We start from the raw sequence: 25,237 nt of genomic DNA on the forward strand, positions 1-25,237 counted from the left end.
CGTCCCGGACCTGGCCCCGTGTGGCCCCTGAGCGGTGCGCCCTCCTGCCGCCGGGTCGTCATGTCCCACACCCGTACGGTCCGGTCGAGGCCGGCGGTGACGGCGACAGCGCGCTGGTCGGCGTTCGCGGCGGAGGGTCAGAGCGTCTCGCTCAGCGAGTCCGCCAGCCTGCGCCGCGCCGTCCGGGTCGCCGGCACCGTCGCCGCCGCCACCGCGCCCAGCACCGCTCCGACGACGACCGCCAACAGCACCGGCAGCGGTGGCAGTTGTGCGATGCCCGCGCCGATTCCGCTCGACGCGCCCTGGCTGTCCACCAGCCAGCTGCCGGACAGCACCCCCACCGTCGTCCCCACCACGGCGGATGCCAGCGCGGTCAGTCCTGCGGCCGTCACGATCATCGAGCCGATCTGCCGGGGCGTCAGCCCGATCGCCTTCAGCGCGAGCAGGTCCCGGCCCCGGTCGCGTACGCCCGTGCTGATCAGCGTCAGCAGTTCGGTCAGCCCGATCAGTGCCAGGACCGCGATCAGGGCGGCGATCACTCCCCGGGCCGGTTCCAGCCGGTCCACCGGATTGGGCGTCTCCCGGACCTCCAGCGTTCCACCCGCCGCCACGGCGAGCGCGGCGCTCACTTCCCGGGGGTCCGCGCCCTTGCGCAGCACCAGGGCGTGGAAGTCGGGCCGCAGCCCCGGATCGCGCTCCCGCAGCGCGTCGATCGTCGTGGTGATCACCCGGCCCCCGGAGTCGGGTTCGATGGTGCGTCCGACGAGGTGCAGGATCTGCGGCCGTCCCTCGACGGTCATCCGCACCCACGCGCCGACCCGCACACCGAGGAGATCGAGCAGCCCCTGCCCGGCCACGGCCTCGTCCGGACCGCCGACCGCGCGCCCTTCCACCACCTTGGAGGGGTACGGGTCCCGGGTCGTACCCAGCCCGCGGAGCGTGATGGTGCCGGTCTGCCCCGGCACGAGCGCCGCCATCTCGGCGCCCGGATGGACTGCGGCGATGTCCGGGATCGCCGCGAGGGTCTTCTCCAGTTCCGCGTCGGACGACCCGGCGGGCTGTTCGGCCCGTACGGTCAGCGCCGCGGGCAGTCCCATCTGTGCGGGCCGGCTGCGGAACTGGTCCAGGGTCGACCAGGCGACGAGCGCGACCGTGATGAGCACCAGCGGCAGGGCGAGCCGGGCCACGGATACGAGCGTCCGGCCGCGCCGCGGGAATGCCGCCCGCCACCCCAGGACCAGGGCGGGAGGCACCCGTACCCCGAGAGCCCGCCTGCCCAGTGCGGTCATCGGCGCGGCGGACGGCAGCGCGGCGCGGGCCACCGGCACCGGTGGCACCCGTCCGGCCCGCCACGCCGAGAGGCCGGTCGCAGCCGCGATCAGCAGCACCGCGCCGCACGGGACGCCGATCATGAGCGCGGTGTGGCCGGGCAGGTCCTGCCACACCGCGGCCGCCTCCCCGATCCGCCCGGGTATCCGGGCGCCCAGCAGGGCGATCGCCGCCGTGCCGAGGGCCACGCCGAGGAGCGCGAAGGCCAGATGCTGTACGAGGAAGCCGCGGGCCACCTGGCCGGGGGTGAAGCCGACGGCCTTGAGGACGGCGATGTCCCTCAGCTGGCCGCGGACCCGGGCACCGATCGCTCCGGCCGCGGCGAGCGCCGCCGCGAGCAGCGCACCGAGCCCGAAGACGGCGAACATCTGCCCGAGGAGCCGGTCGTCGCCGCCCGCCTCGGCCCGTGCCTGCTGCCACTTGGTGACTTGGGCCACCCGGTCGGCACCGAGGACGGTGACGGCGCGCTGGACGATGAAGTCGGTGTCGTCCGGATCCTCCAGGCGCAGGCCCACGCTCTGCCCGGTGTCGCCGTGAGCGATCTCGTCGAGGGTGCCGGCGAGCACCCAGCCGATACCGGGACCGCCGCCCGGGTGGTAGCGGGGCTCGGCCACCTCGGCGATCCCGCTCACCTGCAGTACGTGCGGGGCGCCGTCAGGCCCGGTGACCCGTACCGTGTCGCCCGGCTCCGCCCAGAGCGCCCGCGCGACCGAGGCCTCGAGCACGACGGCGGCGGTGCCGGTGCCGGGGCGAGCCCCGTCCTCCGGCCGGGCGAGCCAGCCGCCCGCGGTGACGAGCGGCCGCCCCGTTTCCGGGGGCGCCGCCGCTGCCGCGCGCAGCGTCACCCCGACCCGCGCGCCACGCGACTCGACCGTCGTGGCCGTCGTGCGGTAGGGCCCGGAGAGGGCTGCGATCCCGTCCACGCCGGACAGGGCGGCCATGTCCGCCCCGGCGCCGGTGTGCAGCCAGATGTGCGCGCCGTGGGACTGGTTGAAGACCCGCTGCCAGGGGTTCGCGGCGTAGCTGAACAGCGCTCCGGCCAGCAGGAGCGAGGCGATGATCCCGGCGCTGGCCAGTACGACGAAGAGGGCTTCGCCGCGGTGTGCGCGGAAGTCGGCGTGCGCCCAGCGCAGAGTGGCCCGCACGGTCACTCCTTCAGTTCCAGGTCCAGTACGCCGGAGACGCCGCGGGCCGGCCCGCGGCGTCCGCCGCCGAGCTGCGCGTCGTCGGCTATGCGCCCGTCGAAGAAGCTGATGACGCGGTCGGCGGCGCTGGCCATCCGGGCGTCATGGGTGACCATCATGATCGTCTGGCCGCGCTGGTGGAACCGGGAGAGCAGCCTCAGCACCTCTCGGGTGCCCTTGCTGTCGAGGCTGCCGGCCGGTTCGTCGGCGAGCAGCAGTGTGGGGTGGTTGACCAGGGCGCGGGCGAGCGCGACCCGCTGCTGTTCGCCGCCGGACAGCTCGCCGGGCATCGACCGCTCGCGGCCTTCGAGGCCGAGTTCGGCGAGCAGTTCGGCGCGGGAGGCGCGGGCGGCCTTCGGGGAGGCGCCGGCGAGCAGGGCGGGCAGTTCGACGTTGTCCGCGACGGTGAGGTTGGAGACCAGGTTGAAGAACTGGAAGACGACGCCGATGCTGCGGCGCCTGAGGACCGCCCAGCGGGCCTCGCGGTACGCGTCGACCCGCTCTCCGCCGAGCCACAGCTGCCCGCTGTCGGGGCGCTGGAGGCCGCCGATCAGATGCAGCAGCGTGGACTTGCCGGCTCCCGACGGTCCGGTGACCGCGACGAACTCGCCCGGCTGGACGGACAGGTCCACCCCGCGCACGGCATGCACCGGCACGCCCTCGCCGTGGTGCGTCTTGGTCAGGCCCTCGGCTCGGACGATGGGCACGGCAGGAGCGGTGGTGGCGTCGTCGCTCATTCCAGCTCCTCCTGACAGCGTTCGAGCCAGTCGAGGTCGGCCTGCAGGTGCAGCATGGCGCCCTCGATCAGCAGTTGGGAGATCTTGTTGTCGCGGTCCTCCGCCGCGGCCAGCTTGGACAGGTCCCGCATGGTGTTGAGGTACTGCCGCCGCTGCTTGTTGATCAGCACGATCGGATCGGCCAGACCCGACCTCGGCGCGAGTGCGAGCTTCATGAAGAACTCGTCCCGTACCCGGGGCTCCTCGGCGGTGTCCTCGAACCAGGCCAGCACGGCCTCGCGCCCGGCATCCGTCAGCCTGTACGTGCGCTTGTTGGGCCGTCCCGACTGCTCGACGTCCTCGCCTTCGATCAGGCCGCTCTTCTCCAGCCGGCCGAGGGTGACGTAGATCTGGCCGACGTTGGGCTGAGGGTACGCGGCGCCCAGGAGCTTCTCAAGGTCCTGCTTCAGCTCGTAACCGTGCGCAGGGCTACGGGTGAGGAGCGCAAGGAGCGCCAGCCGCACTCGCTCCCCCTCCTTCCCGCTCCGTAGTCAACTGTTCACTCGGCAGCGGACCGGGTGGAGCCGCCGTCCGTCTTGTCTGCCTGGGCATCTAGTATCGCCCATGCCTAACGGGTATATATAGGCCACGATGGTCGGCGGCGCAGCCGGATCGTGCACTGGGAGGAATCTATGCGGTGGATGCGTGCCGCGGGTAGAGCTCTCCTGGTCGGGGCGGTCGTGCTGGCGGGGTACGCCGGTTTCGGCGTCCGCGCCGATGCGGGCGTGGCTGCCGAGGGACGCGGCCCCCTGACGCTCGTGACGGCGGGCGATCTCACCCACTACCTGTCCCCGCTTCTCGACGACTGGAACGGCAGCCATCCCGACGAGCGCGTCACGCTCGTCGAACTGCCCGACTCGGCAGACGAGACCCGGGCCCAGATGATCAGCGAACTGCGATCGGGCCGCGACCGGTTCGACGTACTGAACATCGACGTCGCCTGGACGTCCGAGTTCGCAGCGGCCGGATGGATCTCCCCGCTCGAACGCGACCGCTTCCCCCTGGACGCCTTCCTGCGGCCGGTCGTCGACACCGCGACCTTCGACGGCCGGCTGTACGCGGTCCCGTACGTCACCAACGCGGGACTGCTCTACTACCGCAAGGACATCCTGGACCGGGAGGGCGAGAAACCGCCGCAGACCTGGGCCGAGCTGGTCCGGCAGGCCCGCACGATCGCCCCGAAGTACGGACTGGACGGCTATGCCGGCCAGTTCCTGCCGTACGAGGGGCTGACCGTCAACGTCACCGAGGCCGTGCACTCGGCGGGCGGTTCGATCCTGCGCGACGACGGCGCCCGGGTGACCGTGGACTCCGACGCGGCGCGCGCCGGCCTGCGGTTCCTCGCGGACGGGGTGCGGGACGGCTGGATCTCGCGCGACGCGCTCGGCTACAAGGAGGAGGAGTCGCGGCAGGCGTTCCAGGACGGCCGGCTGCTCTTCCTGCGGAACTGGCCTTACGTGTACGCGGACGCCGGCGCGAACGGGTCGAAGGTCGCGGGCCGGTTCGGCGCCGTGCCGCTGCCCGGACCCGACGGGCCCGGCACCAGCGTGCTGGGCGGCTCCAACCTCGCCGTGAGCAGCCGTGCGCGGCATCCGGCGTCGGCGGCCGATCTGATCTCCTACCTCACCAGTGAACGGGTCCAGCGGAAGGTGCTCACCGAGGGCTCGCTGCCACCGGTGCGCGCCGCGCTGTACGAGGACCCCGAGCTGATCCGCGCGTATCCGTACCTGCCCACGCTTCGCCAGAGCGTGCTGTCGGCGGTGCCACGGCCGAAGAGTCCGCGCTACGACCAGGTGAGCCTCGCCGTGCAGGCCGTGGCGCAGGACGTGATGGCGCTGCGCCAGACGCCGGAGCAGGCGGCGGCGCGGCTTGCGCGCGAACTCGGGGCCATCTCCCGCACGGGCTGATCACACCCCTCTGCTCCTCGCCTCCCCTCACCTCCTCACCTCACCCCCAGGGTCTCTACTTACATGTTAAGTAGAGACCCTTCGTCGTGCATGTGGGCACTTCGGTACAAACCACCCCAGCTTTTCGCTGTTTCTGGACACATCGTTGACACCTTCCTGTCGCTGCTACTTAACATGCATGCATAACAGCGCACCGATCCGGGGCGCTCTCGCATTCAGCAGAAACAGGTCGACGCGAGATGCTCAGCACCCTTCCGGCCGACACCGGCCACCCCTCCCGCACCACCGCCGCATCTGCCCCGTGGTGGCGCGACGCGGTGATCTACCAGGTCTACGTCCGCAGCTTCCTCGACAGCACCGGGGACGGCATCGGCGACCTGGCCGGCGTACGGGCCGGGCTGCCCTACCTGAGGAAACTCGGTGTCGACGGCATCTGGCTCAGCCCCTTCTATCCGTCGCCGCAGCACGACCACGGATACGACGTCGCCGACTACTGCGGTGTCGACCCCGTCTACGGCGACCTCGCCGAGTTCGACCGGCTGGTGGCCGACGCCCGCCGCCTCGGGCTCAGGCTGCTGCTCGACATCGTCCCCAACCACTGCTCGAGCGAGCACCCGTGGTTCCGCGACGCGCTCGCCGCGGCGCCGGGCAGCGCGCCGCGCTCCCGTTTCCACTTCGCGCCGGGCCGCGGCCCGGACGGGGCCGAGCCGCCCAACAACTGGCGCGCCATGTTCGGCGGTCCCGCCTGGAGCCGGATCACCGAGCCCGACGGCACCCCCGGAGAGTGGTACCTCCACCTCTTCACGCCCGAGCAGCCCGACCTGAACTGGCGCGACCCGGCCGTGGGCGACGACTTCGAGCGGGTGCTGCGCTTCTGGCTGGACCGCGGTGTCGACGGCTTCCGCATCGACGTCGCCGCCGGGCTGTTCAAGCACCCCGAGCTGCCCGACTCGGACGACCCCGGAGCCGACGAGCGCGCCCGCGACGCCGTCAACCAGCTGGCCTGGAACCAGCCCGAGGTTCACGCCGTGTGGCGCCGCTGGCGCTCGGTGTGCGAGGAGTACGCCGCCCGGGACGGCCACGAGCGGCTGCTGGTCGGCGAGGTGTCCGTGCCGACGGCGCGCGAACACGCCGCGTACGTCCGCCCCGACGAACTGCACCAGGCTTTCTTCTTCGACCTGCTGAGCGCGCCCTGGGACGCCGACGCCTTCCGTTCGACGATCACCGAGGCGATACGCGACATCGCCGGCACCGGCTCCACCGTCACCTGGGTGCTCAACAACCACGATCAGGTCCGCACGGTCACCCGGTACGCGGGCGAACCGGGGGTGGGGGGCAGCGGACTGGGAGCCGCCCGGGCCCGCGCGGCCGCCCTGCTGATGCTCGCACTGCCCGGTGCGGCCTACGTCTATCAGGGCGAGGAGCTCGGCCTTCCCGAGGTCATCGACCTGCCCGACGAGGTCCTCACCGACCCGATCTTCCACCGCACCGGCAGCCGCAAGCACGTCCGGGACGGCTGCCGCGTGCCGCTGCCCTGGTCGGGACACGCCTCCCCGTTCGGCTTCAGCCAGGGCGTGGCCGACGCCAGACCGTGGCTGCCGCAGCCCGAGTGGTTCGCCGAGCACGCCACCGACCGTGCCCTGGCCGACACCCGTTCGTTCTGGCACCTCTACCGCGAAGGCCTCCAGCTGCGGCGCAGCCTGCCGCAGCTCGGCGAGGGCACCCTGCGCTGGCTGGACGCACCCCCGCAGGTGCTGGCGATCGCCCGCGGCGACGGCCTGATCTGCGCGGTCAACTTCGGCACGGAGCCGGTGCCCGCCCCGGTCGCCGGGACCCCGCTGCTCGCCAGCGGGCCCTGTCCCGACGGTGTGCTCCCCGCGGCGACCGCCGCCTGGTGGACGGCTGAGTGCCCGACCCCGTGAACCCGCGGGAGACCGACGCGAATCCGGCCTCCCTCCCCTGGCTCCTCCGTCCCCCGCGCGAAACCCCTTCAAGCGGAGCCAGGCCCACCGCACAGTCCCGGACCTCCTCGAAAAGGACCTCATCATGCGACGACCCAGCAAGACCACCCGGCGCACCGCGGCCACCGCATCGGCGGCCCTCGTCCTCGCCCTCGGCGCCGCCGCCTGCGGCGGCACCACCGGACCCGCGAGCGGCGGCGGCGAACTGAGCGGCCAGACCGTGACCGTGGCCGGTGTCTGGACCGGCAGCGAGCAGAAGAACTTCAAGAAGGTCCTGGACGCCTTCACCGAGAAGACCGGCGCCAAGACGGTCTTCGTCCCCTCGGGCGACAACGTGTCCACCTTCGTCGGAAGCAAGATCGAGGGCGGCAACGCACCCGACGTGGTGATGGTTCCCCAGGTGGGCGTGCTCCAGCAGTTCGCCAAGGCGGGCTGGCTCCTCCCCCTGTCCGACCAGGCCGCCAAGACGGCCGGCTCCTCCCTCGCTCCGGTGTGGAAGGACTACGGCACCGTCGACGGCACGTACTACGGCCTGTACTTCAAGGCCGCCCACAAGTCGACCGTCTGGTACTCCCCCGAGGCCTTCTCCCAGGCCGGTGTCAGCGAGCCCAAGAGCTACGCCGACCTGCTGAAGGCCGGCCGTACCCTCGCCGACTCCGGCCGCCCGGCCTTCGCCGTAGCCGGCGAGGACGGCTGGACCCTCACCGACTGGTTCGAGAACATCTACCTCTCGCAGGCCGGGCCCGAGAAGTACGACCAGCTCGCCCGGCACCAGCTCAAGTGGACCGACGACAGCGTCGTCAAGGCACTGACCACCCTCGGCGAACTGTTCAAGGACAAGCAGCTCGTCGCCGGCGGCGCCCAGACCGCGCTGCGCACCGACTTCCCCTCGTCGGTCGAGCAGGTCTTCGGCCCCGAACCCAAGGCGGGCATGGTCTACGAGGGCGACTTCGTCGGCGGGGTCGCCAAGGACCAGTTCGGCAAGAAGCTCGGGGAGGACGCCAAGTTCTTCCCGTTCCCCGCGGTCGACGGCGGCACGACGCCGGTGGTCAGCGGCGGTGACGCGGCCGTCGTCCTCAAGGGCGCCAAGAACAGCAAGGCCGGCATGAAGCTGCTCGAGTTCCTGGCCGGCCCCGAAGCCGCCGAGGTCTGGGCCGGTGCGGGCGGCTTCCTGTCCCCGAACACCAAGGTCGACCTCGCCGCGTACGGCGACGACACCACCCGCAGCACCGCCAAGTCGCTGGTCGCGGCGGGCAACTCGGTCCGCTTCGACATGTCGGACCAGGCCCCGGCCGCGTTCGGCGGCACCAAGGGCGCGGGCGAATGGAAGCTCCTCCAGGACTTCCTGCGCGACCCGTCGAACCCGCAGGGCACGGCCGCGGAGCTCGAGGCCGCCGCCGCCAAGGCGTACGGGAACTGAGGCGGCCCACCATGGCTGACACCCTGACCGCCCGCGCCGCGGCGGACCCGCGGCGCCGGGCCCAGCGAAAAAGGCGCCGCCTCGCGATCGTCTTCGTACTGCCGGCCCTGCTGCTGCTCGGCGCACTGGTCGTCTACCCGGTCGTCTTCTCCATCGGCCGCAGTCTCTTCGACGCCGGCGGCGACCGCTTCGTCGGAGCCGGGAACTACGCGGCGATCATCCACGACCCGGCCACCCTCAAGGCGATCCGCAACAGCACCATCTGGGTCGTCGTCGCCCCTCTCCTGCTGACCGGACTCGGGCTGATGCTCGCCGTGCTCACCGAGAAGGTGCGCTGGGCGACCGCGTTCAAGCTGGTGCTCTTCCTGCCGATGGCCGTGTCGTTCCTCGCCGCGGGCATCGTCTTCCGGCTCGCCTACGAGCAGGACCCGAACCGGGGCGTGCTCAACGCGGTCGTCGTCGGCGTCCACGACACCTTCGACGACACCGCCGCCTATCCGACGGCCCGGGCCCGCGAGGGCCAAGGCCTGACCGGCCCGGCGGGCGGACCGTACAGCACCGCGGGGACCGTACGCCCCGGCGGTTCGGTCAGCCTCGGCTTCGTCGGGGTGGCACCCGCCGCGATGCCCGCCGGCGCGCAGGCCGCTGCCGCCCCGACGCCCGGCGCGGACGGGATCGGGGGCGTCGTCTACCTCGACTTCTCCCCCGGCGGCGCCGGCACGCCGGGCAAGGTCGACCCGGGTGAGAAGGGCCTGCCCGGCATGACGGTCGAGGCCGTGCGGGACGGCCGGGTGGCCGCGACCGCAACCGCCTCCGCCGACGGGTCGTTCCGCTTCACCGGGCTGGCCGACGGCGCGTACACCGTACGGCTGCCCGCGGCCAACTTCGCGGCTCCCTACCAGGGCGTGAACTGGCTCGGCCCGGCGCTGGTGACGCCGGCCATCATCGGCGCCTACCTGTGGGTGTGGACCGGCTTCGCGATGGTCCTGATCGGCGCCGGACTCGCGGCGATCCCGCGCGACGCGCTGGAGGCCGCACGGATGGACGGTGCGAGCGAGGGCCAGATCTTCCGCAGGATCACCGTCCCACTGCTCGCGCCGGTGCTCACGGTGGTCTTCGTGACCCTGGTGATCAACGTGATGAAGGTCTTCGACCTCGTCTACATCATCGCGCCGGGACCGGTCCAGGAGGAAGCGAACGTCCTGGCCACCCGGATGTGGCTGGTCTCCTTCGGCGGCGGCAACGACCAGGGGCTCGGCAGCGCGCTGAGCGTGGTGCTCCTCCTGCTGGTCGTCCCGGCGATGGTCTTCAACATCCGGCGTTTCCGAAGGAGCGCAGCATGAACGGCCACAGCACCATCGAGCGACGCCGCCCGTCCCGGACGTCCCGGCGGACGGCGGCGGTCCGGCCCGTCCCGGCCCCGTCCGCGCCGGGACCGCGTCGCAGGAGCCGGCTGTCGCGCCTGCTGAGCAGCTCGGTCGTCCAGGGCCTGCTGATCCTGGTCGCCCTCGTATGGATCACCCCGCTGGCGGGCCTGTTCCTGTCCTCGATGCGCTCCGAGCGGGACAACGCCTCCGACGGCTGGTGGACCGCGCTGGCCGACCCGTCCCAGCTGTCCCTGGACAACTACAGCGCCCTGCTGAAGGACTCCGGCATCGCGACGGCCTTCGGGAACACGATCCTGATCTCGGTTCCCACCACCGTCCTGGTGGTCGGCATCGCGGCACTCGCCGGATACGCCTTCGCGTGGCTGGAGTTCCCCGGCCGGGACGGCATCTTCCTGGTGGTCGTCGGGCTGCTGGTCGTACCCGTGCAGATCGGGCTGCTGCCGGTGGCCAAACTCTTCGGCGCGGTGGGACTGTTCGGCACGATCGCCGGAGTCGTCCTCTTCCACGTCGCGTACGGGCTGCCTTTCGCGGTGTTCCTGCTGCGCAACTACTTCGCCGAGATACCGCGCGAGATGCTGGAAGCCGCCCGGATGGACGGCGGCACCGAGTGGCGGATCTTCTCCCGGCTCGTGCTGCCGCTCGGCCGGCCGGCCATCGCGAGCCTGGCCATCTTCCAGTTCCTCTGGGTCTGGAACGACATGCTCGTGGCGCTGCTCTTCGCGGACAGCGATTCCCAGCCGCTCACGGTCGCGCTGCAGTCCCAGATGCGGCAGTTCGGAAGCAACATCGGCGTCCTCGCGCCGGGTGCGTTCCTGTCCCTGGTGGTCCCGCTCGTCGTCTTCTTCGCCTTCCAGCGGCACTTCGTCCAGGGCGTGATGGCGGGCTCGGTGAAGTGACCGGCCCCCGCCTCCGGGCGGACCGCAGGCCCTGCTGCCGGTGTCCCCCGTGGGACGCACCGGCAGCGGGGCCTGCGCCGTCCACCGGGGGCGCGGGTCGCGCCCCCCGGCGTGCGGCTACGCGGTGGCCTGGGCCGTGACCGCCGTACGGGGCACGATCCGCATCCGTCCCCCGTCGAACGCCACCGTCTCGCCCGGCAGGATCAGCAGACCGGATTCGCCCTCCTGGCAAGCGCGGCCGATGCGGCGGACCTGGACCGCCGGGCCCAGCGCGCCGGCCATGAAGACGGTCGGGTCGACCTCCCATCCCCGCACGTCCAGCCAGCGCTCCAGCGCCTCGCTGTCCGCCCTCTCCGCTCCGCGCGGCCACTCGTACGTGCTCGCCATGCCTACCCCCTGTAGCCGGTCAAATCACCGGGCCAGATCGTGCCACCCGCCTCCGACATCCGCACGGCAATACCGCGGCCCCGTACACAGCCGAACAGGCGAGGTCTGCGGGATCCATGGCGAGAGCCGGGACCTCTCTGGGGATCGAAGGCACAGCCCCGATACGCCTTGAATCCGTCAACGCCCCCTGTGAGCGACACCACTTGACGGCGCGACCACCGCCACGGGGCCCGGCTGCCCGGTCGCGGCTCGCGGCGCAACCGATGTCATCGGTGACCCCTCTGTTCGGCATCCGTTCGGACTCGATCGCGTGCGCCGACCCCGAGGACGAAGATCAGGATCACCGCCGGACGCCCCGCGAAGCGCTGACCTCCGTCGTGATCGCGGCCGGTCTGCTCGTCACGGGCGGGCTGTTCTTCCTCGTCATGCTCACACTCGGCCGCGAGGCGCTGGAGACCGAGCCGGGAGACGCGAGCGCCTTCGGGCACTGACGCGGAGTCCGTCCCGTCGGCCGTCGCCGCTGTCGGTGGGGTGTGCGACGCTCCGAGGCATGATCGTCTCGTTGGAACCCCTGCTCCCCGCCACCGGTCCGCACGCTTCGACCACGTACGCCGACTGGGTCGCCGCCCACGATCCTGACGCGGTCGGGATCGCGCGCGACCTGATCGAGGACATGCGCGCCGAACTCAACCGGTCCTGGACCAAGCCCGGTCGGTTCGTGGACACGATGGCGGTGCGGGCGCGGCGGCTGCCTCCGGGGCATCTGCCGTGGTTCTGGGACACCGTGGGCCACCGGTTGATCGGCTGCGGGAGCCGGCCGGGCGGCCGGGCCTACGCGGCGGCGCGGGCAGCAGAGGCCGAGCACGGGCTTCCGGTGGATCCCGGATACCGCAGGGCCAACGCGCTCCTGTTCGCGGCGGGCGGGGCCATGCCGGCCAAGGAGTTCGGGGCCCATCAGCGGTTCCTCGCCGAGACGCTGGAGCCGGCCGCCGCGCACACTGCGCTCGAGGCGTTCCTGACCGCGTGGGCGGGATCGCCCGCCGACCTGCCGGCGGATCTGGTGCGCCGGGTGCGGGCCTCCGCCAAGGCTGCCGGGTACGGGGACGAGGAGATCGCGCGGATGGTGGGCGCGATCCTGGCGGTCACGCGGAAGAAGTCCGTGCCGGACGCGCTGCTGGACGCCGCGCGCCCGGTCCTGGCGGCCCATCCGCCGACGGACGCGATCGCGGCCGGGCTGGTCGAGGTGTTCCCGGACGGGGTCACCGACGGCGGGGCCTGGCTGCGGACGCTGATCGGCTGTGGCGCGGCCGAGGCCATGGCGGCCGGGCGGGTGGTACCGGAGGGCGGACTCCACCACTGGGTGGGGCAGTTCGTGCACATGTACCAGTACGCGGCGCAGTCCGGCGGCGGAGTCGCACGGCAGCAGCTGCCGGTGGAATTCCTCGACCTGGTGGACCGGCTGGGGCCGCGGCTGCGGGCAGCAGGCACTCCGGTGACGGTGCACACCACCCGGCACCACTACCAGGGCTTCGACGCGGACGTGTTGGACGCCTGTCTGTCGGCCGGGGTGGCCGTCGTCGACCCGGGCCCGGAGACGCGGATGCGCTTCTGGGCCGAGCGGTCCCGGCGGGACCTGTCCGCGCTGGCCGCCCACCCGGTCTTCGGCCCCCGCTTGGAGGGGACCGTACACGCGGATCTGCTGCCGCGGTGGGCGCCGGCACGACGGCGCCTGGCCGGGTCGGCGGTGACGCTGCTGCCGGGCAACGAGGGCATCGCCCACGAGGTCGCCGGGCGCGTGGGCAAGCTCGTCGACGCCGTCGCGGGCGGCGGCATGGCGGGAGCCGAGGAGGCCGTGGCCGAGCTGGAGACCCTGCTGGACCGGCCGACGGTGACGGCGCTCGGCGGGATCTGCGACGCCCTCGCGGGGGCGGGAGCGGCGGGCACGCTGCGGCGCTCGCTGGCGGCCGGTCTGCCGGAGGAACTGGCCTGGCCGGCCCTGGAGTCGGTGTACGCCGAGTTCGCGGCGGGCGCCGGGCACGAGGAAGCGGACGGGGCGTTGCCGGGGGTGGCGGGGGTGACCACGACCTGGCCGGTGCTGACGGTGTTCGGGCGGGACCGGGCGGTCGCCGTCGCCCCGGACGGGGTGCGGGGATCCTGCCGGTTCACGGTGCCCGCGGACGCGACCATGTACGCGGTCCACTACGTGGGCGGCTCCTTCCTGGTGAGCTGGACCCTCGCCCCGAACCCCTACTACTGCGACACCGCCGTCTGGGCCGACCGCCCCGCGGAGCCGTTCACTCCGGACGAGGTGGGCGGCCTGGTGCCCTTCGGCGGCAGCCTGGACGGGGCCTACGGCTTCCAGTTCGAGACCGCCGACGGGGGCGGGCGGCACGGCGGTCGGCGCGTGCTGCGTCCGGGCGGCACCGAGGGCATCGACCGGGACGAGCTGCAGCTCGGCGATGGATCTCGGATCTGGACCAACGCCGTGTTCGGGCACCGCCCGTGGGAAGTGGTGGACCCGGTCACCGGGAAGCCGCAGGGCGCGGTCGCGCTGCCGGACTTCCCGGGCCGCCCCGCGCGTACCGATCCGGCCGCGGACCCGTCCGAAGCCGGCATGGCCCTGGCCTCGGAGGCCCTGCAGCTGGCACCGCTGCCCGCCGGTCTCGCCGACTCCCCGCTGGGCAGCCGGGACGGGCTGGTCGGGACCCGGGTGCTGTTCCGCACCCGGCACCGCGATCACGCGCCCGACCACTTCCTGGTGGAGCGTGTGGACGGGCGCACGGCCCGGTTCGACATCGACCGGCCGGGGCAGGAGCCGTGGGCCCTGTGGGTACCGCCGGAGGGCGCGGTGGAGGACGTGGTCCTCGCCGAGGCGCAGACGCGCACGGGCGTGCGCGCGTACGCCGCCGACGGCACTCTGCTCTGGGAGCTGGACGGGCACCACTCGCCCCGGAATCCGCGGGTGAAGCCGGCTCGCCCGGTCACCGCCTCGGGCGGTGTGGCCCTGCCTCCCGCCTTCTGGTACCTGCTGCGGACCCGGGACGCCGCCGGCTCCCGGGCGCTGCGGGCCGTGGAACGGGAGGCGGCGGACGCATTGCTGGCGGCCGCCCGCATCGATACCCAGGCGCTGCGCGCCGCCGTGGCCCGGGAGGTGCCGGACGTCACCGACCCGGTGCTGGTCGAGGCGGTGGTTGCGGTGGCCGCCCGGGCCGCCCGGGTGGAGGAGCGCAGGCTCGCCCTGCACCGGCGGGTCACCCTGCTCGCCGCGGCGCCGCCGGCCCTGCCGCGCCGGTCCGCGCCGGACACCGAGCTGATGCCCGCGCTGTTCGGGCTGGTCTCGGACGGCGAGCGGGATCCGTGGCGGCGGAGCCCGGACGTGCCCTTGCCGGCGACGCTGAGCGCGCTGGCCTCCGACGGCGCCTGCCTGGCGGGGACCATCCCGGAGGAGGTGCGTCGGCTCTCACCGCCGGCGCCGCCGCACGACTGGTCGCAGCTGATGGGCGCGATCGACGCCGCCGCCTGGCGGGCGGCCGTGGCACCGACCCCGGACGCGGCGCGGTCCGCGCTGGTGGCGCTGCTGGACACCTGGGCCGATCAGCCGTTCGCCCGCGCGGGCACCCGGTGGTGGGTGGGCCGCGCGCCCGCCGAGATCGTGGACGGGCTGCGCGACGGCGGGGTCGCGGTGGCGTCCTGCGCGCTGCGGGCCGGCGGGTCGGAGTGCTGGTTCGTGGCGGCTGCCGCCGAGGAGCCGGACGGCGACCCGGTGCCGGCGGCGGTTCCACGGGCGCGGTCCGTCCGCGTGGAGCGGGACGACGCCGCCCGGCTGCGGTCCCTGCTGGCGGCGGTCGAGGCGCACGGGCCGGTCCCGGTGCCGGAGTCGGCGGCGGCGCGTTTCGCCGAACTGACGGGCGTACGGCGGGCAGTGGCCCGGCTGGTGGTGGCCGGCCTGGTCGGCCGGACCGACCGCGAGGAGGACCGAGCCCTGGCGCGCAAGGCCCCGTACAAGGCCACGGCGATGACGGCCGAGTCGTACGACCGGCTGCGGGCGCGGCTCGGTGGCGCGGGCCGGCGGGCCGTCCTGGCGGCGGCCCTGCCCGAGGATCCGGCCGAGCTGTGGCGGCCCGGCGGGGTCGAGGGGGCCGTGGAGCGGATGGCCGAGGTGTGGCGGGAGCGCGTCGGGGCACTGCCCGCCGTGCACGACGAGGCGGCCGATGCCCTGGAGGCGGAGCTCGGGCTCTGCGAGGTGTGGGCCCGGCGGCTGGCGGGCGGGTACGGGGCCGCCGCGGACGCGACCGTGGAGGCGGCCGGCTGGGAGCTGGCGGCCACCCCGTACGGCATCGGGGTGGAGGTGCGGGCCGTGCCGCCGGCCGGACCCGAACTGCCGTACCGCACCCCGGTGGGCCTCTCGTGGTGGGTGATCGCGAGCGCGCTGGTGTGGGCCTGGACGGACCGGCCCGCCGGCGATCCGGCGGTGGCCGGCGCGATGGCCCTGTACGAGCGGCTGCGCACCGAACTGGACCGGCCGGAACTGCTGGTGGCGCTGCCCGGGGGGCGGGTCCAGGACACTTCGGCGCGGATCGCGGAGCGGTTCGGGCCCGGGCAGCTGCCGGTGGCGGTGGACCGCCGCAAGGAGGAGGGGCCCGCTCCGGTGACCGCGTACGACTCCGGGCCGCTGGTGGTGTGCGCGCCCGGTGGTGCCTCTTTCCTGCGGCCCGCGGCTGTGGCCGACCCGCAGGTGTGGCGGCGGGTGCGGGAGGTCACCGACCTGGCCGAGGAGCTGGACCGGGTGGCACCGCTGCTGACCGGGGGCGGCCTGGACCGGATGATGCACCGGGCCGGCTCCGGAGCGGTGCCGGCCGGGGCGTACGAGGCGGATCCGCGGCAGTCCTGCCCGGAGCTGGTCGCGCGAGCGGCGCAGGGGCTGGGGGTCGGCCCGGACGCGGCGGCGCTGTACCTCCAGCTGGCGACGCTGGCCGCACCCACCGACCGGAACGTCCGGCGGTGGAACGGCTGGTCGGCCAGGCAGCACGGGCAGGCCCGGACGGAACTGCTCGGCACGGGCGCGGTGGTGGAGGCCAAGCGGGCGCGGGCGGGCCGGACCCTGTTCCTGCCCGGGGAGTGGACCGAGCTGAAGGCCCCACACCTGCCCCTGGAGACCGCGAAGCTGGCGACGCACGCGGTACGCCCGCTGTGGCGGGGCGAGATCCGCAGCCCGTTCGGGCGGGTCCTGCCGACGGCACCGCTGCACGAGATGTTCACGGCGGCCTGGGAGCGGGTGTGCGGCGAGGGCAGCGGTAACGGCTGAGCCCGGCGGTCGACCGGTGCCGATCCCGCTCCATGGGATCGGCACCTCCCCGGCCGGGGCGGGGTACGCGGAGAGGCAGTCGGTTTGTCGTACGCGGCCGCCAACCGGACGATCCGCTCACCGCGAGGGTGAGGGCGCGCCGGGCGCCCGGGTTCGGGCGACGAGACCGTGCGCATGAGTCACGCCGTGGTACTTCCCGGCGTCCGGATGCCGTCGCGGAACCGGCGAGGGCACAGCCGTGGACCGATGATCCGAACATAATCCATGCATACAAACTCGGATGATTTTACTCAACCGAGATGCTTGAAGTCGTGTCCGATGGCCGCAGATTCGGGCCCATCGGAGAAAACTGGGCGGCCATCGAGAGCCACTGCGCATGTCACCGACGCAGAACCTCAACCGGTACTGTTTCAGCAACTCAATGCGGAGGTATCACGATTGAGCCACACCAGGACGGACAACCGAAAACCTTCAACCGACCACCTGCCGAAGCATCGCATCGCCACAGCGTTCACATTCTTCCTGATAATCTCACTGGCCAGCTTCACCGGCCCGGCCGCCCAGGCCGCGGGGGCCTCACCGTACGGCGCCAGAGCCGTCGAAATTGCCGCTTCCAAACGGGGCGCGCCCTACGTCTACGGAGCGACGGGGCCGAGTGAATTCGATTGCTCGGGCCTCACGCTCTACGCCTTTCAAAAGGCCGGCCGGATCCTTCCCCGCACCGCCGACGAACAATACGAACGCACGCGCCACATCCCACGCGTCCAGCGCGTGCCGGGCGACCTCGTCTTCTTCCCCGCAGGCGCGACCATAGGACATGTGGGCATCTACGCCGGTCACGACAGGATTTGGCACGCCCCACGGCCGGGCACGCGGGTACGGCTCGAGCGCATCTGGAGCGGAAACGTCCGCTATACGCGCGCCACCTGAGCAGGAGCCACAGCAGGGCACCGCGATGAGCCACGGAGCGGCTGACCGTCAGCGTCTGCCTCTGGGCCATGCATGACATGCGACACGCGGTGCCCGTCGGGGGCAGCGAGGACGGCAGGCGCGGCACCGTTCCCCCTGCCGACGTCCCGGTGTTCCACTCGCCTCGCCCCCGGCCAAGGGACGCGTTCCACCGACACGGTCAGGGTGGCAGGCTGTCCTGGTCGGGATGCCGCCGGGCATCCCTCGACCGAGGGAGAGGTCCTCTCGTGGGTGCCGGTGGAATGCCGTGGGAGCACGACCCTGCCTCGATGGCTCGGCACGCGCCTCCCTTCGACCCGGAGCTGCGTGCCGCGCTGGCCGCCATGGGTGAGGAGGCGAAGCAGCCTGTCACCCTGGAGGGGCTTGCGGCCAGGCAGGAGCGGGATGCTGCGGCCCGGCCCAGGCCGACGGTTCGGGAGCTCCGGGCCGGCGGCCGGTTCGAGGTGGAGGAGCTGCGTGCGCCGCGGGCTCGGGACGGGAGGGAGGTCACGCTCGTCAGCGCACGGCCCGCCGGGGTCGCCGGGCCACTACCGCTCCTGTACTACATGCACGGCGGCGGAATGATCATGGGCAACGCGTGGTCCGTACTTCCGCGGCTGCTGCGCGAATGGGCTCTCCCGCTACAGCTCGCCGTCATATCCGTCGAGTACCGACTGGCGCCGCGGGCGCAGTACCCCGGCCCCGTGGAGGACTGTTGTACCGGACTCGTATGGGCGGCTGATCAGGCGGCCGGGCTCGGCCTCGACGCGGACCGCATCATCGTCGGCGGGAAGAGCGCGGGCGGCGGACTCGCGGCAGCACTGGCCCTGCTGACCCGCGACCGCGGCGGGCCGGTTCCGATCGGCCAACTGCTCCTGAGCCCGATGCTCGACGACCGCAACGACACGTTCTCCAGCCACCAGATGGCCGGCCGCGACACCTGGGACCGAACCTCCAACGCGACCGCGTGGCAGGCGCTGCTGGGCGACCGGTACGGCGCCGCCGACCTGCCGCCCTACGCGGCCCCCGCTCGCGCCACGGATCTGTCCGAGCTGCCCTCGGCCTACATCGAGGTCGGGTCGGCCGAGACCTTCAGGGACGAGGCCGTGGCCTATGCCGATGCGATCTGGCGGGCCGGCGGTGAGGCCGAACTGCACGTATGGCCCGGCGCCTTCCACGGCTTCGACACACTCGCACCGCGGGCAGTCCTCAGCCAGGATGCCCGCGACGCCCGTTCCCGCTGGCTCCGGCGGCTCGTCGGACGATGAACCTTCCCCGGCTCCGCGGCAATGGCCGGGACGACCCGGGACTGCGGCGAGTCCCCGCGCTGACCTGCGGTGAGCGGCTCGCACGCGCCGCACGGAGGAGGAGGACCGGCTGAGGCCGCCCCGCAGCGGCGGGTGCGATGGCGTCCGGTGGCCGTCATCGCACCCGCCTGCGGTCAAGCACGCCCGATCCCGTGCCCGATCTCCGTGGCGACCTCGGAATGGGCGAGGTACTCCTCGATGCTGTGAGCCCGGCCGCTCGCGTTCTCCACGGCCATGTCCGTCAGCTTGCCCCAGGTCTCCGCCAGCGGACAGCCCAGGGCGACCGTGTCGGTGGGACACCAGGCGTTGATCCAACGACGCACCCTGGCCGACAGGTTGGGGCCCGGAGGCAGCAGCCGGCTGTACACCGTGTCCAGACCCAGGGGGCTGCCTGCGGTGACGAGCAGGGAAACGTCCAGCCGCTCCGGGAGCCGGTGGACGAGGTCCATGCCCACGACCGTGCCGAGGCTGTGGGTGACCAGGACGAGTTCGCCGGAGGACGGCAGGGTCTCGAGCACACTGGTCAGGACCGCCTCCCGCACAGCGCTGTCATCCAGGTACGCGTCGACGTCCCGGAAGTGGCCGGCGATGGCCAGCGCATCCATGTCGGTCGTGGCGGCCAGCCAGCTCACCGCGCGTCGCAGACGCCCGGTCAGCAGGCTCCCGATGCTTTCACGGGCCGTACCGCCGTCCTGCGGCATGCCCGCCTTCGCCGCCGCCTGCAGGAGGAGCTGCTCGTACAGACCCGTCGTCGACTCGGCGGCGAAGGCCTCCGCTGCCGCGTGGCCGTTCAGATCCTCGAACGTGCCGGAGGCGGAGACGGCCTCGCGCCCTCCGGCCGTCTCCCTTCGTGTGATGGCCTCGATGATCCGGTCCGCGTAGAAGGGGAACCACACGTCCGCCGGGTCGACGGTGGGAAGACCCGCGCGGGTGAGTCCGTGGTTCAGCCCTGCCGTCCAGCCACGGCGGAGCTCCTCGGGTTCGTGCTTCTGCTGGCTTCGGCCGTGGAGGAAGACCAGGTGCCGTCCGCCGACGGAGGCAGTGCCCCGGGCGGGCAGACCACTGCGGATCACTGCGGCTCCGCTCGGGCCGGCGGCCTCGTGCGGGGAGGCCGCGGCTACGAGCGGGGACGGGGCCTCCACCATGGCGGAGACGGGACCGGCGACGGCGGGGCCTTGCTGGAGACCGGATTCCGGGCCCATCTCGGCCAGCAGCGCACGCTGCTCGGGTTCGGTCTGGAGCGCGCAGAGATGCTTGAGGAGCGAGCTGACGCGCGCGCCCTCATTCGCGATGTAGTCGATGGCGTCGTCGGGATCGCCTTGGCGCGCGATGCCGCCGTTCTTGAGCAGCTTGTTGCCCTGGGCGTCTTCCCTCGCCACACCGCTGTGATGGAGGGCCACGACCTCCCACTGGTCGTTGTAGACGGGCGACCCGGAGTTTCCCCGCTCGGTGTCGGTCGTGTAGTGGAGGAACTCGGGCAGGCGGTCCTGGACGGTGTTGTCCCTGAAGGCGACCTCCTTGAACCGGCCCCCCGGGTGGCCGATGACGTTCACCCGTTCACCCAGAAGCACCTTGCCCGGCTGGATGCTCAGCCGGTTCCAGCCGAAGATCTCACCCGGGAGGCGCCCGTCGGCCGCAGGGGCGACCGCCACCAGCGCGAAGTCGAGGTGCTTGTCCGAGACGAAGAACGTCGCAGGATCGAGTTCGAACCGGACGGCCGCGTCGGGGGTGTTGTCGACGGTGTTCTGGACATTGAACTCGATGAAACAGCGCCGGCTGAACGCCTCGTCCAGCAGAACGTGTTGGTTGGTCATCAGCAGTCGGGGCGAGACCATGAAACCGGTTCCGTGCGGCTGTTCGCGGCCCTCTGTGCGGACGGAGATCCGGGCGACGGAGGCGGCGGCGCGGGCGCCCCGCGGCAGGAAGTTCCACGGCTGGGACTCGTTGGCGATGTTGATGATGCGCTCGTTGGCGTCGGCCTCCGTGAGCGCCGTCGCGCGAACGCCGTCCATCAAAGCCGAGGGCGGGACCCCGCCCCTGTCGACGAGCCGGCCGGCACGGGCCGCCATGTGCTCCGCCGAGTCGGGGAATCGCGTCCCCTCGGCCTGACGCTCTTCCACGGTACGGCGCGTGCTGCTCGCGTCGCGGTAGCGCCGGCTCGCCGCATCCTGCTGCCGCTCGCGCGCCGCGCGCCCTTCGTCCGTCTCCGGCAGCTCAGTCATGGGATCCACCGTTCCGTCGTCGAACAGGTCACCTTCCAGGGAGCGGCCGTGGGAGCGCGCCCGCAACAAGGGCGGGGCCACTCGGGCGTCACACCGACGAGGCCGGTGGCGCTCGAGGGGCGGGGGCCCGGGCGCCGTGCGGACGCCCACCTCTCGAGGTCGCCGCGCGGCTCATGCGTACGGCCCACTCCGGGATGCGACAGGTGCCGGATGTGACCATGCTGGCCAAGACCCCACAGCAGGCCGAGGAGGAGTTGTGGCATCTCTGGCCCGGATTCCTTTGGACGGCGGGGGAAGTCTTCTCGTCGAGGCCCCGGCCGGGTTGGAGGGACCGGTGAAGGCCGGTCTCCTCGGCGATGCCATCCACGACCTGCCGGGCAGTCTGCAAGCGGCCCTGGGGCCGATCACGGAGGCCGCGCGCGCCACCCTCGAACAGCTGCGCAAGGCCAATCCCGATGCGATCACCGTCGAGTTCGGTGTCGACCTCGCGGTCCAGGCCGGGGCGGTGATCACCAAGGCCGGTGCCAACTGCCACTTGAGGGTGACGGTCCAGTGGAACAGGACTGCTCTCGGCCGTGCTCCGGCCGCAGCCGGGAAGCCGGTGCCGGGCTGATCACGCGTACGGCACCCGGCATGCTCACCGAGACGCTGCGGCACCGGGTCAGCGGGGCTCCGCCGAGGGGCCGGGCGCCGAGGGGCCGGGCTCGGGGTGCCAGTGGAGTGCGCCCGTGCCCAGGGCGATCGTGACACGGGGCCGCATGGGCTCATCGCCGCGGCGGGAGAGGAGCACGATCTCCTCGACCCGTGCCGACATGGTGCCCAGCCGGGCAGCGCACTGCGCGGCCAGGCGCCGCGGCTCGTGGGTGCGGCCCAGTGACAAGTGCGGAGTGAAGGTCGGGAACCGCCCGCCGCAGAGGGGGAAAGGCTCCGTCAGGGCTCGCTGGAGCGCCGTCCACGGGACGAGGCCGGCCGCGGCCGGGTCGAGCCACAGCGTGGCGTAGGCGCGGTGCCGGAAGGTACGCACCCCGCTCAGACGGATCGCGAACGGCTCCCGTCCGGCGACGGCAGCGGCCAGCAGCGGGGCCGCCACCGAAAAGTCGGCCTCCGGGACGAAGCCGAAGACCAGGTTCACATGGGGCGGCCAGCGGCGGATCTGGGGGTCGTGCACGGCACGGATGCTCTGGATCACGGGCCACAACCCGGCCGGGGGCAGCCACACCACGGCGGTCCGTGGTGTGGGGGCCACCTCCAGCAACCCCGGGAGACCGGCGGCGGGGGTCGGGGGTTCGTTCACGAGAAGCAGTCTCCCGGGTGGGCGTGGCCGGCCGATCAGCGGCGGCCGCCGTTGGAGGGGGTGCGCACCGGGGCCGGGCGCCAGGGTGCGAATGCGCTCGCCGTGCGCGGCAGGAGGCTCGCCAGCTCGGGACAGTGCCGTAGGACGATGCTCGTCATGCCGTTGCGTGCGATCCAGTCCATGCCCAGCGGCGTGTAGACCTCGGGCCTGAAGTCGACCGTGAGGAAGCGGTCGCTCTGCAGCCGTCGGCTGGCCATCAGGATGAAGATGCGAAAGGCCGTGTCGCTGAAGCCGAAACCCTGGGGTGGGTTCTCGGCGAACAGCCCGACCATGGTGTCGATCTGGTCCACGTCGCGGTAGACCTCCTTCAGCCGGGCGACCGTGTCCGGATCGGAGGAGAGGTCCTCGAAGCGGCGCAGGCGCGGCTTGTGAAGACCGGCCCGGAAGTCGTTGTACCGCGGAACGCCGCGGCGCCGGGTGCGCACCAGGTCGACCACGGACAGGTCGATCACCTCACCGTCCCGCTCGAACGCCTGGAGGGCGCGGGGGTAGTTGTGCAGGGTGATCGCGCCGGGATGGGCGATGCCCAGTGAGTACAGCGAGTCGGCCAGGCCCGTCTTGCGGATGAGCGGTTCGGCGGCGGCGCCCTGCACGTCGTTGAACCCGAGGGTGTCGAGTCGCCGGCCGAGCCGGTGGTCCACGATCTCGAAGTCGTCCGGCATCAGCGGGTGCATGCGGTATACGGTGACGAAGTCCTCGGTGAGGGAGTACGGCGCGGCGTGGTGATCCGGCAGGGTCTTGGGGATGCCGGTCAGCGAGTGGGCCTCGAACAGCCACAGCCCCAGCTGCGTGAGCCAGTTCTTCGGCGGTCCCTGCCAGTTGGTCTTCAGTCCGATGTCGATCGTCTCGGTGGCGAGGATCGCCGGGGTCCACTCGATCGTGTGGATCTTGGCGATGAGAGCGGAGACGACGAGTCGCGCCGTGTGGTAGATGCGGTCCTCGTCCAGCCGTGGGTACTCCTGCCGGAGCGCCTCGCATACGGTGTTGTGCTCGCGGGCGAAGAGGGTGTGCATGACGCTGAGGCCGAGCCACCAGCTCTCAGCGAAGCCGGTGAGCGGGAAGCCGTTCGGGCTGAAGGGCAGGTGCCCGTCCTCCAGGCGCAGCGCGGCGCCACCGCCCGGCTCGCGCAGTGACGTTCCGGCGTCCTTGGTCCCGCCGTAGACCTCCGAGCCGTCCCACCAGTGCGACGCCGCGTTGCCGAACAGGATCGGCGGCGCTTCGCCGTCGGCGGCGCGCAGGCTCTCGTTCTCGGCGAAGCGCATCACCGCTTCGGGCCGTCCGCCCGGGGTGTTGCTCCAGGTGACACCGGGCGGGAGCGGTACCTCGACGGACTTCGTACCGGTCGGGTAGCGCTTGTGGTTGACCCAGTCGTGCACTTGGAACTGGATCCACGCGGCGGCCAGGATGTTCAACGACCGTGCGGGAATGAACGCGTCGCGCTGCAGCAGCTCTCTGCTGACGGTGACCGGGTTGGGCGTGTCGAACAGGTCGGGCCGGTAGACGGGTGGGAGGTTGCGGCCGAATGTGGAACCGACGGCGCCCATCTTCGGTGCGGACAGGTCGTTGTAGGTGCCGTCGTAGCTACGCGCGACCCGCATCTGCTCGTCGATGGGCGCGGGCAACGGCTGGGCCTTGGGCGGAGCCTCGTGGATCTCGGTGTCGATGAGGTTGTACCGCCGCAGCGCCTGCCGCAGGGTCACGAGATTGAGCAGGCCGAGCCGGGTGGGCAGCCGATGCCAGGGGACGAACCGGTTGAGGGTGCGGAAAGCGGCCTCGAGCGGCACGCCCAGCACAGCGTTGCGTTCCGGCCGGGTGGTGACGAAGCGGTGGCCCAGGCGATGGGCGCTGCTGGCCTCGTAGGCCACTTTGCGGGCACGGTTGAGGTTGCCCAGGGGCCGGAACTCCTCGGTCGTGTTCCACGGATTGAACATCAGCTGGTCGACCCTCGCCGCGGCGGCCCGCGCCTCGGCGCAGTCGATGTCCTGGCGTGGGATCGTCAGCGTCGCCACCCGGACGAGGGGCGCATCCTCCTCCTTCCACTCCGTTGCACCGTCCTCGATGGGCGTGCGGCGGGCGTCCACGTAGCGCTGGACGTACAGCTCGAAGACGACGTCCGCCCTGTTCAGTCGCTGTGCGAGTTCGTGGTGCAGGTGGTCGGGGTCGGTACGAGAAGGGGACGGGGCCGGTGACGCGTTCGCGGCAGGGCGCAACTGGTAGCGCACGGGGCCCTCATCGCCCCACAGGATTGCGCCGCGGCTCCAGTACGTCTCGAGCGCCAGGCTGCGCACGGTGCGCCTCGTTCCCGCACGCACATTGCGCCGCATGCGCGCTGCCGTGGACCAGCCGACCGCGAGGGGCAAGGTGAGGAACAGCGCGAATGCCTTGCGGAGCGTCGAGTCGGCACCTGCCATGGCTTTCGCGAATTCGACGAACTCGCGTGCGTTGCGCGCATGGGAGACCGGGAAGCTCGTCATGAGGAGGTCGTGGGCCTCGTCCGGCGCCACCTCGATGCGCATGGCCACTCCCCGCAGGTCGGGGGTGTAGTCGGGCAGGCGGGCACCGCTCGCGTTGGACAGCCGGACGGTGACCGGATATTCGGCCGCAGGACGTGCGAAGCCGGTCTGCAGGTCGTGGGGAAGGCCCTCGAGGAACGCCAGTCGGGCGTTCTCCACGCCGAGGACCGCCTTCGCGTGGAACGCCCGCTCGATGCCCGCCGCGCCGCTGCGCTTCTGGGCCTTGAGCTGGACCCGCATGAGCTCACGGGCGAGCCGCTCGAAGACGAGCCGTTCCGCTTCGGGGTTCCCGCCCACGTAGCGCTCGTACTGCCCGATCTCGTGCATCTGTGCCCCTTCG

Annotated in this window: 17 protein-coding genes; 10 read left to right on the forward strand and 7 right to left on the reverse strand. The window is 72.5% G+C overall.

Annotated elements, in window-relative coordinates:
* Positions 1 to 137: 137 nt before the first annotated feature.
* From AB0I68_RS22410 to AB0I68_RS22420, 3 genes are read right to left on the reverse strand one after another with little or no spacing between them, the layout of a single operon-like run.
* Positions 138 to 2,474: an FtsX-like permease family protein gene (locus tag AB0I68_RS22410; RefSeq protein WP_363179104.1), complete on the reverse strand. Its 2,337-nt coding sequence runs from the start codon at positions 2,472 to 2,474 to the stop codon at positions 138 to 140.
* 2 nt (positions 2,475 to 2,476) lie between these two features.
* On the reverse strand, positions 2,477 to 3,250 hold the full coding sequence (locus AB0I68_RS22415; RefSeq protein ID WP_363179105.1) for an ABC transporter ATP-binding protein: 774 nt from the start codon (positions 3,248 to 3,250) through the stop codon (positions 2,477 to 2,479).
* Positions 3,247 to 3,753, reverse strand: coding sequence for a PadR family transcriptional regulator (locus tag AB0I68_RS22420; protein WP_363179106.1), 507 nt, complete (start codon positions 3,751 to 3,753; stop codon positions 3,247 to 3,249). Before AB0I68_RS22420 ends, AB0I68_RS22415 begins: the two co-directional genes overlap by 4 nt.
* Positions 3,754 to 3,921: 168 nt before the next feature.
* On the opposite strand from AB0I68_RS22420, the gene AB0I68_RS22425 reads away from it, so the two are divergent.
* The 5 genes from AB0I68_RS22425 to AB0I68_RS22445 all read left to right on the forward strand — a co-directional run bounded on the left by AB0I68_RS22425 (position 3,922) and on the right by AB0I68_RS22445 (position 10,861).
* A complete protein-coding gene (locus tag AB0I68_RS22425; RefSeq protein WP_363179107.1) occupies positions 3,922 to 5,196 on the forward strand; it encodes an ABC transporter substrate-binding protein in 1,275 nt (424 codons plus the stop codon).
* A 239-nt stretch (positions 5,197 to 5,435) separates the two neighbouring features.
* On the forward strand, positions 5,436 to 7,118 hold the full coding sequence (locus AB0I68_RS22430) for a glycoside hydrolase family 13 protein (RefSeq protein WP_363179108.1): 1,683 nt from the start codon (positions 5,436 to 5,438) through the stop codon (positions 7,116 to 7,118).
* Between the two features lie 124 nt (positions 7,119 to 7,242).
* Positions 7,243 to 8,577 (forward strand): ABC transporter substrate-binding protein, encoded by a 1,335-nt coding sequence (locus tag AB0I68_RS22435; protein WP_363179109.1) that lies wholly within the window; start codon positions 7,243 to 7,245, stop codon positions 8,575 to 8,577.
* An 11-nt stretch (positions 8,578 to 8,588) separates the two neighbouring features.
* A complete protein-coding gene (locus AB0I68_RS22440) occupies positions 8,589 to 9,920 on the forward strand; it encodes an ABC transporter permease subunit (protein WP_363179110.1) in 1,332 nt (443 codons plus the stop codon).
* On the forward strand, positions 9,917 to 10,861 hold the full coding sequence (locus tag AB0I68_RS22445) for a carbohydrate ABC transporter permease (RefSeq protein ID WP_363179111.1): 945 nt from the start codon (positions 9,917 to 9,919) through the stop codon (positions 10,859 to 10,861). Before AB0I68_RS22440 ends, AB0I68_RS22445 begins: the two co-directional genes overlap by 4 nt.
* 117 nt (positions 10,862 to 10,978) lie before the next feature.
* Here the strand turns inward: AB0I68_RS22445 and AB0I68_RS22450 are convergent, their stop codons facing one another.
* Positions 10,979 to 11,248: a hypothetical protein gene (locus AB0I68_RS22450; protein WP_363179112.1), complete on the reverse strand. Its 270-nt coding sequence runs from the start codon at positions 11,246 to 11,248 to the stop codon at positions 10,979 to 10,981.
* A gap of 272 nt (positions 11,249 to 11,520) precedes the next feature.
* On the opposite strand from AB0I68_RS22450, the gene AB0I68_RS22455 reads away from it, so the two are divergent.
* The 4 genes from AB0I68_RS22455 (at position 11,521) to AB0I68_RS22470 (ending at position 18,769) form a co-directional block, all read left to right on the forward strand.
* Complete coding sequence (locus tag AB0I68_RS22455; protein ID WP_363179113.1) at positions 11,521 to 11,739, forward strand: hypothetical protein; 219 nt, start codon at positions 11,521 to 11,523, stop codon at positions 11,737 to 11,739.
* A 59-nt stretch (positions 11,740 to 11,798) separates the two neighbouring features.
* Positions 11,799 to 16,553: a hypothetical protein gene (locus tag AB0I68_RS22460; protein ID WP_363179114.1), complete on the forward strand. Its 4,755-nt coding sequence runs from the start codon at positions 11,799 to 11,801 to the stop codon at positions 16,551 to 16,553.
* Between the two features lie 534 nt (positions 16,554 to 17,087).
* Positions 17,088 to 17,483, forward strand: coding sequence for a C40 family peptidase (locus AB0I68_RS22465; protein WP_363179203.1), 396 nt, complete (start codon positions 17,088 to 17,090; stop codon positions 17,481 to 17,483).
* 308 nt (positions 17,484 to 17,791) lie between these two features.
* Positions 17,792 to 18,769: an alpha/beta hydrolase fold domain-containing protein gene (locus AB0I68_RS22470; RefSeq protein ID WP_363179115.1), complete on the forward strand. Its 978-nt coding sequence runs from the start codon at positions 17,792 to 17,794 to the stop codon at positions 18,767 to 18,769.
* 173 nt (positions 18,770 to 18,942) lie between these two features.
* On the opposite strand, the gene AB0I68_RS22475 is transcribed toward AB0I68_RS22470, so the two are convergent.
* The gene (locus AB0I68_RS22475) at positions 18,943 to 21,030 is read right to left on the reverse strand and encodes a serine protease (RefSeq protein WP_363179116.1); all 2,088 of its coding nucleotides are present in this window, start codon (positions 21,028 to 21,030) and stop codon (positions 18,943 to 18,945) included.
* Between the two features lie 256 nt (positions 21,031 to 21,286).
* Here AB0I68_RS22475 and AB0I68_RS22480 point away from each other — a divergent pair, with 256 nt between their 5' ends.
* On the forward strand, positions 21,287 to 21,643 hold the full coding sequence (locus tag AB0I68_RS22480; protein WP_363179117.1) for a CU044_2847 family protein: 357 nt from the start codon (positions 21,287 to 21,289) through the stop codon (positions 21,641 to 21,643).
* A gap of 48 nt (positions 21,644 to 21,691) precedes the next feature.
* Here the strand turns inward: AB0I68_RS22480 and AB0I68_RS22485 are convergent, their stop codons facing one another.
* Complete coding sequence (locus AB0I68_RS22485; protein WP_363179118.1) at positions 21,692 to 22,324, reverse strand: 2'-5' RNA ligase family protein; 633 nt, start codon at positions 22,322 to 22,324, stop codon at positions 21,692 to 21,694.
* A 35-nt stretch (positions 22,325 to 22,359) separates the two neighbouring features.
* Positions 22,360 to 25,224 carry a peroxidase family protein gene (locus AB0I68_RS22490; protein WP_363179119.1) on the reverse strand — a complete coding sequence of 955 codons (2,865 nt, stop codon included), beginning with the start codon at positions 25,222 to 25,224 and terminating at the stop codon, positions 22,360 to 22,362.
* Positions 25,225 to 25,237 lie beyond the last annotated feature (13 nt).

It is taken from the genome of Streptomyces sp. NPDC050448 (genome assembly GCF_040655295.1).
GTDB lineage: Bacteria > Actinomycetota > Actinomycetes > Streptomycetales > Streptomycetaceae > Streptomyces.

What these genes read in the sequence shown, in the direction of transcription:
- AB0I68_RS22415 (WP_363179105.1), bottom strand. Translation starts at nt 3,250, where the DNA reads ATGAGCGACGACGCCACCACCGCTCCTGCCGTGCCCATCGTCCGAGCC.
- AB0I68_RS22425 (WP_363179107.1), top strand. Translation starts at nt 3,922, where the DNA reads ATGCGGTGGATGCGTGCCGCGGGTAGAGCTCTCCTGGTCGGGGCGGTC.
- AB0I68_RS22430 (WP_363179108.1), top strand. Translation starts at nt 5,436, where the DNA reads ATGCTCAGCACCCTTCCGGCCGACACCGGCCACCCCTCCCGCACCACC.
- AB0I68_RS22435 (WP_363179109.1), top strand. Translation starts at nt 7,243, where the DNA reads ATGCGACGACCCAGCAAGACCACCCGGCGCACCGCGGCCACCGCATCG.
- AB0I68_RS22440 (WP_363179110.1), top strand. Translation starts at nt 8,589, where the DNA reads ATGGCTGACACCCTGACCGCCCGCGCCGCGGCGGACCCGCGGCGCCGG.
- AB0I68_RS22445 (WP_363179111.1), top strand. Translation starts at nt 9,917, where the DNA reads ATGAACGGCCACAGCACCATCGAGCGACGCCGCCCGTCCCGGACGTCC.
- AB0I68_RS22450 (WP_363179112.1), bottom strand. Translation starts at nt 11,248, where the DNA reads ATGGCGAGCACGTACGAGTGGCCGCGCGGAGCGGAGAGGGCGGACAGC.
- AB0I68_RS22460 (WP_363179114.1), top strand. Translation starts at nt 11,799, where the DNA reads ATGATCGTCTCGTTGGAACCCCTGCTCCCCGCCACCGGTCCGCACGCT.
- AB0I68_RS22470 (WP_363179115.1), top strand. Translation starts at nt 17,792, where the DNA reads ATGGCTCGGCACGCGCCTCCCTTCGACCCGGAGCTGCGTGCCGCGCTG.
- AB0I68_RS22475 (WP_363179116.1), bottom strand. Translation starts at nt 21,030, where the DNA reads ATGACTGAGCTGCCGGAGACGGACGAAGGGCGCGCGGCGCGCGAGCGG.
- AB0I68_RS22490 (WP_363179119.1), bottom strand. Translation starts at nt 25,224, where the DNA reads ATGCACGAGATCGGGCAGTACGAGCGCTACGTGGGCGGGAACCCCGAA.